Origin of the sequence: Streptosporangium sp. DT93 (genome assembly GCF_049844535.1) — a bacterium.
GTDB lineage: Bacteria > Actinomycetota > Actinomycetes > Streptosporangiales > Streptosporangiaceae > Streptosporangium.
Genome location: NZ_JBNCLF010000028.1, coordinates 46,204 through 60,113 on the forward strand (window position 1 = coordinate 46,204; position 13,910 = coordinate 60,113).

At 66.5% G+C, this 13,910-nt stretch carries 9 protein-coding genes; 4 read left to right on the forward strand and 5 right to left on the reverse strand.

The annotated features are described in order from the left end of the window. Nucleotides 1-175: 175 nt before the first annotated feature. Entirely contained in the window at nt 176-889 is a 714-nt protein-coding gene (locus ACLQ2R_RS36650) for a TetR/AcrR family transcriptional regulator C-terminal ligand-binding domain-containing protein (RefSeq protein WP_425966013.1), read from the reverse strand. Nucleotides 890-1,633: 744 nt separating this feature from the next. On the opposite strand from ACLQ2R_RS36650, the gene ACLQ2R_RS36655 reads away from it, so the two are divergent. Further along, complete coding sequence (locus tag ACLQ2R_RS36655; RefSeq protein WP_425966014.1) at nt 1,634-2,812, forward strand: Vps62-related protein; 1,179 nt, start codon at nt 1,634-1,636, stop codon at nt 2,810-2,812. An 85-nt stretch (nt 2,813-2,897) separates the two neighbouring features. On the opposite strand, the gene ACLQ2R_RS36660 is transcribed toward ACLQ2R_RS36655, so the two are convergent. Continuing rightward, nucleotides 2,898-3,407 carry a recombinase family protein gene (locus ACLQ2R_RS36660; protein ID WP_425966015.1) on the reverse strand — a complete coding sequence of 170 codons (510 nt, stop codon included), beginning with the start codon at nt 3,405-3,407 and terminating at the stop codon, nt 2,898-2,900. Between the two features lie 526 nt (nt 3,408-3,933). Continuing rightward, the gene (locus ACLQ2R_RS36665; protein ID WP_425966016.1) at nt 3,934-5,097 is read right to left on the reverse strand and encodes a hypothetical protein; all 1,164 of its coding nucleotides are present in this window, start codon (nt 5,095-5,097) and stop codon (nt 3,934-3,936) included. Nucleotides 5,098-5,982: 885 nt separating this feature from the next. On the opposite strand from ACLQ2R_RS36665, the gene ACLQ2R_RS36670 reads away from it, so the two are divergent. Further along, nucleotides 5,983-6,717: a hypothetical protein gene (locus tag ACLQ2R_RS36670; protein ID WP_425966017.1), complete on the forward strand. Its 735-nt coding sequence runs from the start codon at nt 5,983-5,985 to the stop codon at nt 6,715-6,717. On the opposite strand, the gene ACLQ2R_RS36675 is transcribed toward ACLQ2R_RS36670, so the two are convergent. Continuing rightward, on the reverse strand, nt 6,689-6,931 hold the full coding sequence (locus ACLQ2R_RS36675) for a hypothetical protein (protein ID WP_425966018.1): 243 nt from the start codon (nt 6,929-6,931) through the stop codon (nt 6,689-6,691). The two genes, ACLQ2R_RS36670 and ACLQ2R_RS36675, sit on opposite strands and share 29 nt — an antisense overlap. 539 nt (nt 6,932-7,470) lie before the next feature. After that, complete coding sequence (locus ACLQ2R_RS36680; RefSeq protein ID WP_425966019.1) at nt 7,471-8,721, reverse strand: hypothetical protein; 1,251 nt, start codon at nt 8,719-8,721, stop codon at nt 7,471-7,473. 234 nt (nt 8,722-8,955) lie between these two features. Here ACLQ2R_RS36680 and ACLQ2R_RS36685 point away from each other — a divergent pair, with 234 nt between their 5' ends. Together ACLQ2R_RS36685 and ACLQ2R_RS36690 are read left to right on the forward strand one after the other, a co-directional pair. Beyond that, nucleotides 8,956-9,243 (forward strand): hypothetical protein, encoded by a 288-nt coding sequence (locus ACLQ2R_RS36685; RefSeq protein WP_425966020.1) that lies wholly within the window; start codon nt 8,956-8,958, stop codon nt 9,241-9,243. A 225-nt stretch (nt 9,244-9,468) separates the two neighbouring features. After that, entirely contained in the window at nt 9,469-13,773 is a 4,305-nt protein-coding gene (locus tag ACLQ2R_RS36690; protein ID WP_425966021.1) for a hypothetical protein, read from the forward strand. The last annotated feature ends 137 nt before the right edge of the window (nt 13,774-13,910 follow it).

Consider the following 13,910-nt stretch of genomic DNA (forward strand, 5'->3'; position numbering starts at 1 on the left):
ATCCCCGCGCCGACATCTCCGGTGCCCGGCGGTGGTGGATCGACCCGGCCGGCGTCGGCCTGGCCGAGGGGACGGCCTGGTCCCGGTGGTGATCGGCGGCGACAAGGTGAGCGTGGTTCGGCCCGACGGCGGATTCCCCCTCGGCCCGCACGAACCCGCAGGAGAGAGGGCACTCCTACGGCCGCTCAGCCCTCGGTGTGCCAGCTGACGAGACGTCGACGAGTGCGTCGGTGAACTCCGGGGTCGGGCTCTGGCCGGTGACGAGGACGCGGCAGTAGATAGGCCCGACGATCTGGTCGACGGCGAGGTCGACGTCGACGCCGGGGTCGAGTGCGCCGCGGGCGACCGCGCGTTCGAAGGGCAGCCGGTCGTGGCCGCGTTGCCTGCCGAGATGCTCGAAGCGCAATCGGGCGGCGAGTGCGGGGTCGTGCTGAGCCTGCGCGGTGAGCGCGCGGAAGACCGCGCCGGCGTCGGACCCGGTCAGGAAGCGGGTGATCTCGCGGGCGTGGGCACGCAGATCCCGCCGGAGGTCCGCGGTGTCTGCTCCTGGCTCCGCCGCGGTCGCCGACAACGGCGTCAAGGGCCTGGTCGTCGTAGCCGCCGATCTCTGCGATGCGGTTGTCCGCGGAGGATGCGCAGCGCGGTGTCGTCGTTCACGTCGAGGATCAGGGCGGGCGCCTGGGCCAGCCCTGGCCTTGGCGCCGCGCCGGCGGTGCTCACCGGCGATGATCCGCATCCGGGACGCCTGGACCAAGATCGTGCCGTAGAAGCCGTTCTTCTCGATCGACGCGGCGATCACGTCCACATCGCCCTGGTGCGGGTTGCCGGCGTGTGGTTCGAGGTCAGTGACCCGGACCATGCGGTAGGTCTGGGAGACGATGGCGGGCATGGAGGCGCCTGCCCGCCTTCTTGGGGTCGCGGCTGGTAGCCGTACGTGGTCCGCATCCACGGCATATTCGCAATACGCGTCGAGTAAGCGGCGTGGCATTACCGGCGACAGCATGGAAAATGTCCAAAAGCGGACAGGAAAGGTCTGGGTGGCCCGAGCTGACATACGCTCGGATGGATCTCACCTGTTTCCTGCCGTGCGTCCACTTCATGGCCCTCACGGAGGAGGTGTATGCACAGGGGCGTAGGACGGGAACATCCAGCGACTCCTCAGCAGGCAGCCGCATGTTTGGCTGCCACTTATGCGTCAGCAGGTTTCAAATCTCTGGCCAATGCCAGGAATGGCCCCGCCAAGATCAGTTCATTCGATGACCTGGGCAGCGTTCTGGTCAGACTGGACCGAGCACGGTCGATTCCGTTGTCCTTTCATCCCAGCAAGAACGCGGGAGTGGCGACATGAGGCTTGCAGGAGACCGTGCGGTAACCACCCTCTATGCGAAGGAGCCTCGTAATGGTCACTCAACGCTACGGCGATCTGGGAGTCGCGATCTCCCCTAACCTCTCAGTGGGCTGGCCACGGAGACCCCAGGGCGCCCCGAACCCTCATCATATGATCATCAGTGGCCTGAGATCCGCAGCCATGCCTCCCGGGGATTGGCGGAGGGTAGTACACCAATTCGGGCAGGGCGGAACGCGAGGGGATACGTGGTCGCAGTCAGGGGAACGGACGGGTGTGGCGTCATTGATGCTGCTGGACCTCTCCGCGGCCCAGGATATGTTACGGCCCCCTGTCAGGTGGGAGCTAATCGGCGATCTCCCAAGGGACGGGCACTCCGAGGGGCTTTGCCGTCTCTGGCGGCCGATCCCTCCGGAGGGCTACGTCGCCCTGAGCGACGTCGCCACGACGAGGTCCACCGAGCCGCCCACTCAGTACGAGATGAATTGCATTAAACGGGTGCATAATGGGCGTGAATATGTGCGTCAGGGCGAATGCGGCGAGCAGTTGTTCGAATTCAACGGAATACGGTTATGGTCGGTGGTGACTCCCTCGTACCCGAGTGTGGACACCGAAGAACGCTTACTCCTTCCCACGGGCGGGTTCACGGCCGTGACCGTCGCCGGGCGGCCCGCGCCGACGCCCACCACCTGGATCCTGGACCTGCCCGCTGTCGTGGAACGCCGCAATGGCCCTGATATCCCGGTTCTGACGTCGCACGAAAGGCCACCGACGCAGACGAGGGTGACCGACCGCACCGTCACCGTCCCCTACTACATGATCGACGATCCCGCCCGCGACGTGGACTGGCAGATCCACAACTCGCCGTTCTACCGGGTCCGTCGCCATCGGAACTTCACCCTCATCCTCTACCGCGACAACCGCAACGGAACCGAGCCCCAGACTGAGAAGGAAACCGTCACCACGGGCGTCACCCAGCAGGACGGCACCTCCTTCAGTCGGACCACGGGCATCAGCGTCGGTGCGTCGGTCGGCGTGGAGGTGTCCGCCAAGCCCTTCGGCATGGGCGTCAGCACATCGGTCTCCGCGTCCTTCTCCACCTCGACCGAAATGGGGTACGAAAGGCGCCGCGACGTGTCGATCATGGCCGAGAGTTCCAAAGAACGCGGTCTCACGATTCCACCGCGCAGCTCCGGTTGCCTGTGGATGGAGCGGCACGAACTCGAACCCATCCGTGCCGATGGCAGCATGCTCAGCAATCAGGCGAGCCTCGACTTCCGTACGGATTACTACGTGACCGGCGAATTCCCCGGCGGAGCCGGTGTCCTGCCCTGGGTGGCCGATGCCCCCGGCGCCCGCACCCACACCACACTCCCCGCCAGCAACCTCCCCCCCGATCTCTCCCCGGTCATCGATACACCGCAACCTGCCACCGTCATTGATGCCGACAGGCCAGAGGAGGATTAGCGGGAACGGCAGCACCTCAAGTCACGTATGTCGTTATGTCGGATGATCAGCGGAAACGTCTCGGAGCAGCGCTAACAAGATCGTCTTAAGGGTCCCCGTGAGTGCGGGCGAGCGCCGCGATCGAGGCGCCCTGATCGGTGTACGTCGACCGCACCACCTCCGCCTCGCCGCCGGTGAGCGCGGGCGGGCGGCCGCGGTAGCGGCCCTGGGCCTCGGCGGCGGCGATCCCCTCGCCGGTGAGCTCGTTTTGGATGTCGCGCTGGAACTGGCCCACGGCCGTGATCACATTGATGATCACGGCGGTGGTGGCGTCATTGGCGGCCAGATCGTGGAAGTTCGACAGCGGCCCGGATAGGACCCGCAGGACGACGCCGCGGGCCTGGCACCAGTTGCGGACGGCGTGGATGTCGAGCAGGTCGCGGCACAGCCGGAACAGCTCCGAGACCGTCAAGGTGTCGCCCGGGTGAGTCTTGGCGGCGATCTTGCCGAACGCGGGACGCTCCAGAGCGGGAATCGTGGAGGTGGTGGCCGGATCCTCGAAGAGGAGAACCCCGTCAGCTGGCCGGAATCCTTCGGCGACGCCTTCGGTCCGCACGAGAAGGCCGGCCTCGGTGAGGATGTGCCGCTGTCACAGCAGCGACTGCGTCGCAGTGGAGACACGGGAGTAGACGATCTGCACCGGCGCTCCTCGGAAAGGGATGAGGAGCCCCGTTCTATCTGTCGGAAAATACTGTCGTCAATTCTGCCTCCGAACCGGCTGCTCAACGTCATGCTTTGTCACTTGATGTTCGGCTTTCCGGAGGTTCGCGACGCTGGTTGAGCGCCTGTCGGAAAATCGTCTGCTGCCGGCACCCAACCTGCCGGTGGCGACCCCCGTCCGAACCGTCAGTGGCGGTGACGCGCGCTGCGAGGACTCGCTAACGCCACTGACGGTTCGGTTGCTGCTCAACCCCCGCGACATGGGCGTCGATCACGATCCATCCTCTGCCGCACGTGATCCGCCTGGCCGCCTTCCTGCCCGTGGAACGTGCGCTTCCGCCGCGGGGCCGACCCCGCCGACCCTGCCGATCCCGCCGATCCCGCCGATCCCGCTGCGGGCCTCGCCGTCCCGGACGCCGCCGTCAGCCGGGGCCGGCCCGCAGTTCCGCGGTGACCGCGCGCTCCCGCAGCAGCGCGGCCTCGGCGCGCAGCGTCTCCATCTGCTCCCGCAGGTCCGACAGGCGCATCTGCTCCATGGCCAGCCGCATCCGCGCCTCGTCGCGTTCGGCGAGCGCCTCGGCCGCCGTGGCCGTCGCACGCTCCTGGGCCTGGGCGACCTTCTCCGCGGCCCGTTCCTCGGCCTTGGCCAGCCGTCGCGTGGTGCGTTTCTCCACCTCGGAGGCGTGTTTCTCCAGCCGCTCGGCCCGGGTGCCCGCCTGCGCGGCCTCGGCCACGGCCTGGGCGCGGGCGTCGGCCTCGGCGTCGGCACGGGTCAGTGCCCGATCGCGTTCGGCCTCGGCGGCCTCGGCCCGCGCCACCGCGGCGGCGACCGCCCGCTCGGCCTGCCCGACCGCCTTGGTGGCGGTCGCGGCCTCGCGCAGCGCCCGCTCGCGTTCGGCCAGCGCCCGTTCGGCCTGCTCGCGTTCGGCCAGCGCCCGCTCCCGGGCTTGGCGGGTCTCGCTCTCGGCCGCCTCCACCCGCTCGGCCATCTCGCGCAGCGCCGCGTCCCGGGCCGCCTCGGCCCGCTGCGCCCTGCCGGTGGCCTCCTGCTCGGCCTGCCTGGCCCGGCGTTCGGTGCTGGCGGCCTCGTGCAACGCGGCCAGCGCCTGCTGCCTGGCGGTCTCGGCGTCGGCCAGCGCGGTGTCGCGCTCGGCATCGGCCTCCCGTACGCGCTCCGCCATCGCGTCACGCTCGCGGCGGGCGTGCTCGGAGGCCTCCCGCGCCAGCCGTACCTGCTCGAAGGCCTGCTCGCGCTCGGTACGCGCGATCGCCACCCGGGTGTGCGCCTCGGCCTGCACGGCGCTGACCTTGGCCTCCACCCCGGCCGGGCTCAGCTCCTGGGCGAGCACCTGGGCCAGCGGTTCTATCGCCGCGATCATGCCCTTCTCCATGCGGTCGTAGAACTCCTCGGCCCTGGCGAGCGACCCCTCCAGGCCCGGCGTCGCCCGCCGCATCTCGCGTTCCCGCTTGGCCACCGCCTGGCAGTCCCCCTGCGCGCAGTAGGCGCGCGGCCTGCCGCGGCCCTGCCGCTGCTCGATCGGCGTCCCGCAGTGCCTGCACGGCGTCATCGTTCCCGTCTCCCGCATGCGCCCAGCCTACAGGATTGATTTTCTGGAAATTAGAAATCAATAAAGGCGATCCGTTGCGCGTACGGCGCATATCGGCAACTACCGGGAATGTAAATTCCCGCAAGTTACCCGGAACTTGTGCCGAACGACACCCCCCTGTTCTGTTGTCCTGTGTTGCGAACTGCCACGAAGTTGTCCTGGCGTAATGCCAGTTGATGTCAGCGGTTTTGCCACTTGGTGTCAGCAAGATCACTAAGTCTTACTTGATCCACCTGCTGAAGGTCCCGTAGCGCAGGTAGTTTTCCCAGCTAAGAGCCACATTTTCTGGAACGCTCATCGCCCTGACGTGCGCCACCCGTCGTGTACACGCCGATGCTCTTCCTCCGCACGAGCAGCGTCTCCTCCGGTCTGCTGAAGACCCTCCGGGGCATTTCGATACCGCTTTTGGCCACCCTCGACTGACAGGTTGTGGCACTTTGCCACGTACTGACAGTCCTCATTAGTGCTCTGACCTGCATTTTTGTCATCAAGTGTCAGCGCTGCTGCCATCTAAATGTCAGCAGCTGTCGTGGCAGCCTCTCCCAGTGCCGGGGAACGAGGGGGTGAAGATCAGTACTGCGCGTGGTGCGTTACGACGGCGGCTCGCCCTCGCTGTCGAGCGGCGTCCGCCATCGCGAGATCGGCAGGACCCTCCCTTGGGATCACCCGCTCCTACCTCGACGCCCAGCTCCTCCGCCGACGACTGGTCTCCCCAAACGGGGCCGAAGCGGCGTCGAGGGAGACGTTTTCCGGCGTCGGCGGCCGCCGCAGCGCAGAAGCGTGTGCGTCTCAGGGGCGCTCAGGGAAGTCCTCGCTACGGGCGGCATTGTCGGTTCCCTCGGCCGATACGGTCTCTGCGGCCGGATGGAGGGCCAGGAGGCGGTTGATCGTCTGCTGGGCGATCTGTTCGCGGTGCTCGGCGGTCTGGGCGCGGTGTTCGGCGTTGTGCAGTGCCTGCTGGTGGGCCTGCCGCAGGGCCTCCATTCGGGCGTCGACCACCGCGGTGGCGGTTCGTGCCTCGTCGCGTTCTGTTCGGGTTCGCCACGTCTCGCCGCGTTCGGTGGCGAGCTCTTCTTTCAGCCGGGTGATGTGCGCGCTGAGTTCCTCGCGGACCCGGCCGGTCTGAGCGCGGGCGGTTTCGGCGTCCTGGTGGGCTTTGTGCCGGGCGGTCTCAGCGCGTTCAAGACGACTACCGGCGGTCCCCAGGTCGCTTCGGGCCTGGTCGAGGTCGGCGGTGCGATCGGCCAGCGCGTTGTGCAAGGCGGCGATCTGCCGGTCGTGCTCATCGGCCGCAGCGGCGGCTTGGCGGCGTTCGGCCTCCAGGACGCCCTGCAGGGCGTCGCGCTCAGAGGTGATGCGCCGGGTGGCGCGCTCGGCGGCCGCGCAGCGTTCCTCGGCCGCGGCGGCGGCCTGCACCGCGCGGGCGCGTTCGGATTCGTGTTCGCCGGCCGCGCGCCAGGCCGCGCGTTCGGACTCCTCGGCGCGTTGCTGTGCCGCGGTGGCCTGCTGGACGGCCTGGTCGGCTCCGGTGATCGCGGCCTGGGCTTTGTGCTGGGCGGCGGTGGCGCGCTCACCTGGCGGCGTTCAGCGCCTCGGTGAAGGCCGCCAGGTGAGCGCTCCACTGCTCGCCCGCGCTCAACAGGTCGCCGCTCAGCGCGCCGGCGCGGCGCAGCGCGTCGGTGACCGCCGGGGTGCGGGCGCGGTGCGCGGCGGCGCGGCAGGCGTCTCCGCAGTACAGAGCCGGACGGCCGCTGCGGCGGCCTGCGCGGCCCGGTGACTCGAGCCGGTTGGCGCACCCCGAGCGGGCGCACATTCGCCCCGTATCGGGATCTTTGGGATGCGTCATTTCGCTGACATGGGGTTTCGTCGCTTGGTGTCCGCGAAATCGTCACTTCGTGTCAGCAACCTAAAGACTCCCCCCTTCCTTGTCGTTTTTGTCTAGGTTCGCCCTAACTGCTGAAGCCCCTTACATGTCCCTCCGGCGGACGTTCCGCAACCCGGCGACCTGACCTGCGGGGTTTATAAGCCCTCCTGAGCAGGCGCAACGGTGTTCCCCAGCCGACATCCGGTGATGTTTCCCGTGATGTTCTGGTGGTGTCACACTCCGCTGACCTGCGGTTTCGTCACTTTCTGTCAGCAGGAATCGCCACCGTGATGTCAGTGGTGGTCATACACGATCGACAGAGTCTGGCCTGGTCATCTGAGGCTTACCGGTGAACGTTCTCTGGCTGATCGTCGTAGGTTCCCCATACCCGGGAGACGGCTCTTCGGCTCTCCTGTCTTGACCATCGACATCGCGCCTCATAGGCAGGCCGACATCGCCGTCTGGGGAAATATCGGCCGGGTACAGCTTCACCGCTTCCGTTCGGGCTCTGAGGCGTCAGGTGCGGGGTGCGCCCGAGTTCGTGCGATCTCGGCTCGCAGCTCCCCCACCTCGGCGTACAGAGCGTCATAGCGGGCTGTGAGATCCTCCCGCTGGCCGCGCAGCTCGGCGAGCAGGTCCTGGGCGGCCTCGTGCAGCGTCTGCACCCGGATCAGTTCGGCGGTGCGGGTCTCGGCCTGCTGGCGGGCGGCCTCCAGATCGACGCGCAGACGCTGGGATTGCTCGTCGTGACGCTGGCGCACTTTCTCCAGGTCAGCGTGGGTGGCCAGGGCCTCCTCGCGCGCTGTGGCGGCCTCAGCGGTGGCGGTGGCCAGTTGCAGCGCCAAGGCTGCGGCCCGGTCGCTGTGTTCGGCCAGCTGGGTACGGAGCTGGGCGTTGGTGTGCTGGCTGTCGTGGAGCTGGCGGCCACGTTCGGCGAGCTCGTCCTCCAATGCCGTGCGTGCGGCCTGCAACTCGCGGTTTTCGGTGCGCAGCGCGCGTAGCTGGTTGGCCTGGTCGGCGCTCACGCCTTCGGCAAGCTCGAGGGCCTTCTTGGCGTCACCGAGCTTTTCGCCGAGTTCGAGCACGTGAGCGCGGGTCTTTTCCCCGATGCGTTCCAGGTCGGCGCGGGCGGTGCGCTCGCGCTCCTCGGCCAGTCGCTGGGCCTGTTCGGCCTCACGCATCCGCCGTTCGGCGTTGATGCGGGCGCGATCGGCGGCCGCGGCATGCTCGCGGGCGATCGCGGCGTCCGAGCGGTCCTCGGCGGCTTCGGCTTCGACGGCGCTGATCCGGGCCAGCGCGCCGGTTTCGGCCAGATCGACCTTTTCGGCGAAGCGGTCAAGAAGCGTGCGCAGTGCCTCCTGCAGCGGGCGCGCTTCGGCCAGAACCACGCTGGACTCGGTCACCGCAGTGGTCACCGCGGTGAGCTGTTCCTTGCGGCGGGCGCGGGAGGCGGCGGTTTTGCAGGCGTCGCTGCAGTACTGGCGGGGCCGGCGGCCAGTGGAGCGGGGCAGTGGCTGGCCGTCCCAGGCACATCGGCCGTGCGGGGCCCCAGTGTCGGCGGTGGGCGCCAGGGGCGGTTCGGCCGGCACGCCCTCCGCGCCGTCGGAGCGGCCCAGGCCGGGCGAGCCGCCGTCGAGCAGATCCTCCGCCGGGTCGACCGAAAGGCCTCGTTGAGGTCGAAGGCCGAAATCGGCGCTATGTGGTGCATCCGCGGCGCGAGGCGTTGCGTTGTCGGTCACTCAAGTACTCTACCAAAACATATCTGCATGACACGACAGGAAACAGGTATGTCACGTTACGTTTTTTGGGTCAATGGTCAACATAACGACAATCAACATTATCGACATGCGATCTGCCTACAGATATCCGGGCACGGCGAGGGGATGAAGAGGTGATGCGCTGGGGAGCGGTGCCCTGCGACTGGATGGAGGTACCGCGCGCCCACCGATCTGACCGATCCAAAGCCGCCCAGAATGCCGCTGAACGCATCGCTGCCGCGACCGGCGCGTAGCGGCGCTCAGAGCGTCCTTGAGGCGAACAAGAAGGCGATTGAAAAAGCCGCCGCCGCGCAGGACTGCGCTGAGGAATCCGAACGAACGGTTTGGCGCGGTCGGCAAGCACCAGACGAACGCGATCGCGCCAAACAGGTCGCCACCACCGCCAAGAGCAACCGTTATATGCTGCCCCTTTTCGCGCAGGTCAGCTGGTCGAAGCCATCCTCGTCCTTCAGATGCGCGAGGAGGATGAAAAATGTTCATTGATCACGCTCAGCGGAACCTGAATTGCGCGGCCGTGTTTCTAGGTCGCAAACGCGCTTCAAAGCGCGCTGAGTACCCCCGTATGCGCTGGATACTGGATGCCGAGAGTGAGTCTGGAGGTTTCGTATGCCGCTGCCAGGTGGGGCCGCCGACAAGTTGGGTAATCGGTACGAAGATTGGTGGACCGCGCTCCGCGCGGCCGACCTTCTCCGCGGTCGGGCGTCTCGCATGCGGCTGGAGCCGCCCGGACCGGCGGGCATGGGCGTCGAGTTCGAGATCGAGGGACCCGATGGTGTTTGGTGCGAGCAGGTCAAGGACGCCCCCGCTGGCGGTCGGTGGACGCTAAAACGCCTAAAAGACATCCTTATGGCGATTGGCGATCACCTGGCCGGAAGCAAAAACGTCCGGTTGGTCCTGTCGACCGATGCCGGCGAACTGCGTGAGTTGTGCTCCCGGGCCCGCGCTGCTGAGAGCCTGACAGAACTCGAGGGCATCCTCACTCCGGAGCAGCGATCGGACTTCGCCGCCCTGGCGGGCTGGTGGTCAGTGGACAAGGAAATTGGGTGGCACTATCTGCGCCTTATCCACGTTGAACATCACTCTCCGGAGTCGCTGCGCCGCTTGGTCTCCGTGACCTACGAAACACTTGTGGAGGGCGACCCGGGCAATGCGCTCGGTGTCTTGCGTGGCTTCTTTCTCGATCAGATTCATCAGTCGCTGAACGGACTGCAGATCTGGGACCATCTGGTTGAAAAAGGCATCCGCCGACGCCTACTTCCGGGCGACTCCAACACGCTTACGGCCTTGGCTGCGACAGTTAAGCGGTTCTCGCAACGCGTCGAGCGAGCCGTCCCCGGCTTCGGCACGGTCCCACGCCCATACACTGCGCAGCTCCGGGAACTGCTGGAGCTTGAGGGCGGCCCACAGATAGTGATCTGTGAAGGCGACGCCGGGATGGGCAAGACCACGGTCGCAGCTGACGTCCTGTCGCAGCTCGCCACGCGGGGTTGGCATACCGCCGTCGTGCGGATGGACTCGGTGGAGGCGAGCACACAGACCGCCGCCGCGCTGGGCAGACATATGGACCTGGCTGATTCACCGGCCATCCTGCTCGCGGGCGTCGCCGACGGAGGTCCCGGGATCCTCGTGATCGACCAATTGGATGCGGTCAGCCACTACGCCGGGCGAATGTCAGAGGCCTACGAATCTGTCGCCGACGTGCTGGAGCAACTGCTGACCGCGCCGAACATCAAGGTGCTCTTAGTCGTGCGGACCGTCGACATCGACAGGGACCCCCGCCTGGCCGCGCTGACACGCGAGCCTAGGGCCAGGCGCTTCCCACTGAAAAAGCTGGAGAAGCAGGCGGTCAGAACGATCCTGCTGGACGACGGAATTGACCCTGACAGCCTCACACCCGCGACCATCGAACTATTAACGATCCCGCTGCACCTATCGGTCTTCAGCCGCCTGGACCGCGACAGCCGTGCCACGGCCTATGGCACCTTGCAGGAACTGTATGAGCAGTACACGCAGGAGCGTCGGAGAGAGGTCGCCCGCCGTGTCCCCGGTTTGGACTGGTTCGGCATCACGCGCGCTCTCATCGACCACATGAGCAACCTGGAGACGCTGACGGCTCCCATCGAAGTCCTGCTCGCCTTTTTGCCAGAGCACATCGATGCGTTGGTCTCCGACGGCGCTCTGGTCCGCGACGGACACCGGATCGGCTTCTTTCACGAGTCTTACTTCGACTTCTTGTTCGCCCAAGCATTCGTCGCGAGTAGCCGCGATCTCCACGGGTTCTTGGTGGAGTCCGGGCAGTTCCTGTTCCGGAGGGCGCAGACGCGGCAGATCCTCGAATACTTGCATGCAAGAGATCTGGTCCGCTTCCGAGCAACGGTGGCCCAGCTTGTCGGATCGCCGGAGATTCGCCCCCACCTGAAGGATGTAGTCGTCGCCGTTCTGCGGCAGATCCAGCCGACGGCCGAGGACTGGCGGGCGATCGAAGCGGTCGCGTGGAGCGATGCTCGTGCGGCGGCCAAGGTGCGGGCGCTTCTGGGCTCCCCGGGGTGGTTTGACGCCGCCGACCATGAAAACCGGTGGGAGCGATGGCTAGCTGACCCGGGGACCGTCGATCTCGCCTTTCAACAGCTCATCCCCGCCGCGCGGCATCGCGCCCGCCGCATCGAACAACTCGTCCGGCCATATGTCAGCGACGACCCGAAATGGCGAGGACGGTTGAGCAGGTTGGTTGAGTGGTCACTGACCGAGGAACTGGCCGACCTCACCGTGGACCTTATCGAGGGCGGTCATCTGGACGATGTTCAAGGGCCGATCGCCGTCAACAGCGACTTTTGGAGCCTGCTGTACGAGATCGCCGGATCGGCTCCCGCCGCAACAACCCGGATCATGGGCGCGTTCCTGCGGCGGAATCTGGAGTTGGCACACGCCGATGGTTCCGGTGACCCATTCGCGTCGGGCCAACTGAGCGCCTACTCGCAGACCGCGTCCACAGTGATCTCGCAGATCGCCGCCGGTTCGCCGCGCGTCTTCGCCAACGAGGTCCTTCCCTTCGTGGCAGAGGTGGTCCGGTCAAGTGCACAGCCCTCGACCGGACACTTCTTCCCCGGTGGCCATTGGGCCTACAACCATATGGGCAGGGAGACGGTCGCCGCCGCGTTGTTCGAAGGACTCGACCAGGCGCTGCGAGCTCTGGCCATCCTCGATCCTCTGGCAGCGGAAAACACGCTCTCCCAGCTCGCCGACGCGCCCGTCCAAGAGCTACGTTTCCTCGCGTGTCGTATGTACGCCGTGATTGACCAGCCCGATCGGGCGCTGCGGTGGCTGCTATCCGACGAGGGCAACCTGTGCCTGGGCTGGGTGGGCAGCCGCCGCTGGGCCACCAGAGAGCTCATTGAGGCCGCCACTCCCGGATGCGCGGCGGACACAATGCAGCGCCTCACCAACATGCTGCTCGCGCATTACCCGACATGGGAACTCCGACGACAAAAGGGACATCCAACCGCGTGGGGCTGGTCCCAGTACGAGTTGCTGTCGGCCATCGCGATCTCCCGACGTGATGAGGTCGTCGGCCGCAGACTCGCGGAATGGCAGCGCAAGTTCCCCGGTCAGCTTCCCATCGGCCCGGAGCCGGTAATCACAAGCATTGTCCGCTCGCCGATCGACGACGCCGCAGCCGCGCGAATGACCGATGAGCAGTGGCGACGTGCACTGACCAAGTACATGCAGGCGCGCAACGAGCGCCGGCTCGGGATGGGCGGCGCGTACGAACTGGCCCAGACCCTGGCACGTCGTGCCGAACAGGATCCCGAACGCTTCGCCGCGCTCGCCCTCACGCTCGACTCCGGCCTGCCGCCCGACTACATCATGGCGATTCTCGACAAGATCACTCCTTATCTCAACGAGGAACATCTGACGGTTCTCATCCAGCGAGCCTTCCAACTCGCCGGGCCGCCGGCCGCCGGATCCATCTGCCGGGCGATCCAGGCGGCGCCCTCGCGCATCCACCCCGCATTGACGAACCTTCTCAGTCATCTCGCGGCCGATCCCCACCCGCAGACCGACACCACGCTCGGCCGAGAGGACGAAGAAGCCACCCTCACGGCCGGAATGAACTCAACGCGCGGACAGGCCGCACTAGCAGTCGCGGCTCTGCTGTTCCACGGTGACCGCCACCTGTCCGCGGTCACACCGATTGTCACTTCGCTGGCCGCCGATCCCATCCTCGCCGTGCGCGCCTGTACGGCTGAGGCCGTCCGAGCCATGATGAACCACGACCAGGACACTGCACTGGATCTCGCCGAACTGCTGTTCTCGCACCCCAACGTGCAGGTTCACAATGCGGGGACCGCCAACCAGCTGCTCATCGACGCTCTCATCCGCGCGCCCGAACGTTTCGCTCCCGAGCTATCTCGCGCGCTCCAAGCGCCCGCACCTGTGGCCCGATACGCAGGTAGGGCCTGGGCGATCGCATGGATCCGAGGAATCCTCAGTCCCAATCTCCCCACGACCGTTCACACCTTGCCCACCGAGGCCCGCCGGGAAGCGGCCAGAACCTTCGCCTCCCGGCCCGCTTACGCGTTCCAGTCGGTGATTGAACTCCTCGACGATCCCGACGAGATTGTGCGCACCGAAGCGTTGACCGCACTGCGCAGCATCACCGAGCTCGGCTCAGACGACGCGAATATGCTCATTACAACCGTTCTCCACAGCCCAGCCTTTCCAGAAAGCATCAGGGACCTGATGACCGCCCTTGACGGGCACCACGGAATCCTCCCAGCGGCAGCGATCGACGTATGTACGCTTGTCGCCGAGCTTGCCAGCAACGAGATGGGCAATATCAGGACCAGCTATGCCGCGACTGGGCATCAACTGGTCTCGATCGTGCCACGCCTCTACCGGCAAGGCACACCCGACGAGCGGCGCCGCTGTTTGGACATCATCGACGCTCTGTCCGAGGCGGGTGCCTTTGGTCTAACCGACGCACTTGAGACCGAACAGCGAGACCTCAGGTGATCTTCAGAATCATGGTCGATTGGAGTCGCCCCCGTTTAGTGGACGTCTGATTCCGGGAAACCACTACGGATGTTCGGCTGAGAGGGACGCGTTCCAGCAGGTGGCGCAGGTGCGACACGTACGCCTGCAACGATGCC

What these genes read in the sequence shown, in the direction of transcription:
- ACLQ2R_RS36670 (WP_425966017.1), top strand. Translation starts at nt 5,983, where the DNA reads ATGGAGGGCCAGGAGGCGGTTGATCGTCTGCTGGGCGATCTGTTCGCG.
- ACLQ2R_RS36690 (WP_425966021.1), top strand. Translation starts at nt 9,469, where the DNA reads ATGCGGCTGGAGCCGCCCGGACCGGCGGGCATGGGCGTCGAGTTCGAG.
- ACLQ2R_RS36685 (WP_425966020.1), top strand. Translation starts at nt 8,956, where the DNA reads ATGCCGCTGAACGCATCGCTGCCGCGACCGGCGCGTAGCGGCGCTCAG.
- ACLQ2R_RS36675 (WP_425966018.1), bottom strand. Translation starts at nt 6,931, where the DNA reads ATGTGCGCCCGCTCGGGGTGCGCCAACCGGCTCGAGTCACCGGGCCGC.
- ACLQ2R_RS36650 (WP_425966013.1), bottom strand. Translation starts at nt 889, where the DNA reads ATGCCCGCCATCGTCTCCCAGACCTACCGCATGGTCCGGGTCACTGAC.
- ACLQ2R_RS36665 (WP_425966016.1), bottom strand. Translation starts at nt 5,097, where the DNA reads ATGCGGGAGACGGGAACGATGACGCCGTGCAGGCACTGCGGGACGCCG.
- ACLQ2R_RS36655 (WP_425966014.1), top strand. Translation starts at nt 1,634, where the DNA reads ATGCTGCTGGACCTCTCCGCGGCCCAGGATATGTTACGGCCCCCTGTC.